This is a genomic window from Lysobacter sp. 1R34A, from assembly GCF_051217035.1.
Lineage (GTDB): Bacteria > Pseudomonadota > Gammaproteobacteria > Xanthomonadales > Xanthomonadaceae > Lysobacter.
This window is the reverse complement of record NZ_JBPKJP010000186.1, coordinates 1-2,746: the sequence shown is the minus strand read 5'-3', so window position 1 is coordinate 2,746 and position 2,746 is coordinate 1. Positions and strand designations below refer to the sequence as shown.

At 69.0% G+C, this 2,746-nt stretch carries 4 protein-coding genes; 2 read left to right on the top strand and 2 right to left on the bottom strand.

What is annotated here, in order from left to right:
• The coding region (locus tag ACSAMQ_RS20330) for a hypothetical protein (RefSeq protein WP_435397395.1) at window positions 1–189 on the bottom strand (189 nt) is incomplete at its 3' end.
• Between the two features lie 516 nt (window positions 190–705).
• Here ACSAMQ_RS20330 and ACSAMQ_RS20325 point away from each other — a divergent pair.
• Both ACSAMQ_RS20325 and ACSAMQ_RS20320 read left to right on the top strand, forming a co-directional pair.
• Window positions 706–1,881, top strand: coding sequence for a thiolase family protein (locus tag ACSAMQ_RS20325; protein ID WP_435397394.1), 1,176 nt, complete (start codon window positions 706–708; stop codon window positions 1,879–1,881).
• A gap of 124 nt (window positions 1,882–2,005) precedes the next feature.
• Window positions 2,006–2,383, top strand: coding sequence for a hypothetical protein (locus ACSAMQ_RS20320; protein ID WP_435397393.1), 378 nt, complete (start codon window positions 2,006–2,008; stop codon window positions 2,381–2,383).
• A gap of 36 nt (window positions 2,384–2,419) precedes the next feature.
• Here ACSAMQ_RS20320 and ACSAMQ_RS20315 read toward each other — a convergent pair whose 3' ends face one another.
• Window positions 2,420–2,578, bottom strand: coding sequence for a hypothetical protein (locus ACSAMQ_RS20315; protein ID WP_435397392.1), 159 nt, complete (start codon window positions 2,576–2,578; stop codon window positions 2,420–2,422).
• Between the last annotated feature and the right edge of the window lie 168 nt (window positions 2,579–2,746).

Below are 2,746 nucleotides of genomic sequence, written 5' to 3'. Positions count from 1 at the left end.
CGCGTCGATCGCGGGCTGGGCCGGGTTCGGCGCCGGCGGCGTGGTCGGCGGCGGGTTCGCCGGCGGCGGCGTCGGGCGTACCGCTTCGCCGCCGCCTCCACCGCCACCGCAGGCGCTCAGGATGGCCAGGCTCAGCGCGCACAGCGCCAGCCGCGAACTGCTTCGCGCTGCCGGTCCGAATCGTTTCATGGCTCAGCTCCCCGTCGGGGACGGGCCCGCCGTTCGCACCCCTGCGACACGGCCGCGCGTCGTCTTCGTTTTAATCCAAGCCGCGCGCGACGACAATCGAAACCGCAGGTTTTCGCGCAGATTTCGCCGGGCGACTAGCCCCGGGGAACCATGGCCGCGGTTCCGCGAAAGGCTTCGTCGCCAAGCCGCGCACTCGCTCGATGTCGCGCCCCAATGGCGCGCGGCCTGCCCCGGCTTCGCGCACCGACCGGCCCTAACCGGTCCCGGCGCCCGCGCGGCGACCAGGCCGGAGGGCAAAAACCCGGAAAACCGCTTCACAGCGTTCAGCCGCCTGGCGGGTTCGTGCAGGGCGCGGCAAGGCCAATTGTTTGTTTTTCGTTAGCCAAGCCTCGGCGCCGGGCCCGCGGTGCTTCGGCCGGGACCGGCGATTTGCCGCGCTGCAGCATGGCGCCGCATAATCCGGCGGTTACCCGGCCCCGCGCCGGCCGCCTACGCCACAGTTTCTGGAGTTCCGCCATGAGCGATGTCGTCATCGTCGGTGCCAAGCGCACCGCCATCGGTTCCTTCCTCGGCCAGTTCACCGGCGTCCCGACCCCGACCCTGGGCAGCGCCGCGATCGCCGGTGCGCTCGAGCAGTCCGGCGTCGCCGCCGACCAGGTCGACGAAGTCATCATGGGCTGCGTGCTCCCGGCCGGCCTCGGCCAGGCCCCGGCGCGCCAGGCCGCGCTCAATGCCGGCCTGCCGACCTCGGCCGGCTGCACCACGATCAACAAGGTCTGCGGCTCGGGCATGAAGGCGATCATGCTGGCCCACGACCTGATCAAGGCCGGCTCGGCCAAGGTCGTCGTCGCCGGCGGCATGGAGTCGATGACCAATGCCCCGCACCTGCTCAACAACTCGCGCACCGGCATCCGCTACGGCAGCACCGAGATGCTCGACCACATGGCCTGGGACGGCCTGACCAACCCCTACGACGGCAAGGCCATGGGCGTGTTCGGCGACGCCGCCTGCGAGAAATACGGCCTGGATCGCGCGGCGATCGACGCCTATTCCGAGGAAAGCGTCAAGCGCGCCCAGGCCGCGCAGAGCGCCGGCCACTTCAAGGACGAGATCGTTCCGGTCACCGTCAAGGGCCGCAAGGGCGAGGTGGTGGTCGACAGCGACGAAGAGCCGGCCAAGATCGACGTCAGCAAGATCCCCGGCCTGCGCCCGGCCTTCGGCAAGGACGGCGTGCTGACCGCCGCGTCGTCCTCGAAGATCTCCGACGGCGCCGCCGCGACCGTGCTGATGTCGGCCGACGACGCGGCCGCGCGCGGGCTCGCGCCGCTGGCCCGGATCGTCGCCCACGCCGGCCATGCGCAGGCCCCGGAATGGTTCACCACCGCCCCGGTGAAAGCGATTTCAAACGTGCTCGAAAAGGCCGGCTGGACGGTCGCCGACGTCGACCTGTTCGAGGTCAACGAGGCCTTTTCCTGCGTCGCGATGGCGCCGATGAAGGACCTCGGCATCCCCCACGACAAGATCAACGTCCATGGCGGCGCGGTCGCCCTGGGCCACCCGATCGGCGCCAGCGGCGCCCGCCTGGTGGTCACCCTGATCAATGCCCTGCGCCTGCGCGGCGGCCGCCGCGGCGTCGCCTCGCTGTGCATCGGCGGCGGCGAAGCGACCGCAATTGCGATAGAGTTGCTCTAATTAGTTAAAAACGCGTTGCACAAAAAAAACCGGCAAGGCCGCTTGACACACGTCACCGGCTTGTCATCATGTTATCGGCGCGCAACTGCGCGTTGCCTAACTAAATCGACGAGGAATCCGAATCATGAATTTCAACAAGGCGCTGATCGCCCTGGCACTGGGCCTGGCCCTGGCCGCTTGCTCGAACCAGAAGCAGGCCGAAGAAGCTTCCGCCGACGCCGCTGCCGCTTCGACCGAAGCTCAGGCCGCTGCTGACACCGCCGCCGCTGCTGGCGACGCTGCCACCGCCGACGCCGCTGCCGCCAGCGCCGACGCCGCCGCCACCGCTGCCGACGCCGCTGCCACCTCGGCCGACGCCGCTGCCAACGCTGCGACCCCGGCTGCTGCCGACGCCGCTGCCGACGCTGCCGAAAACGCCGAAGACGCCGCGAAGGAAGCCGCTGCTGCCGCCAAGGACGCTGCTGCTCCGGCAGAAGCTGCCAAGGAAGAAGCCAAGAAGTAATATCGCGCAAGCGATGCTACTTAGTTTCGGCACGAGTCATCGTGCCGAACGGGAAAGCCGCCGGTTTCCGGCGGCTTTTTCCGTAAGGTCAGTGAACGATCCGAGCCGGCTTGCCGGACCGCTGCGCGCACTGGCGTTGCCTGACATCACCGTTTCACGTTTTTTCTCAGACAACTCCTCAGGATAGACACTCATGAAGACCCACCTTTACGTCCTCCTCGCCGCTTCCGTCCTGGCCCTGTCGGCTTGCGCCCCGAAGTCCGAAGAAGCCAAGAACGAAGCCGCCGAAGCCTCGGCCGCCGCCGACCAGGCCGGCGACGCCGCCGCCCAGGCCGCTAACGCCGCCGGCACCGCCGTCGCCGA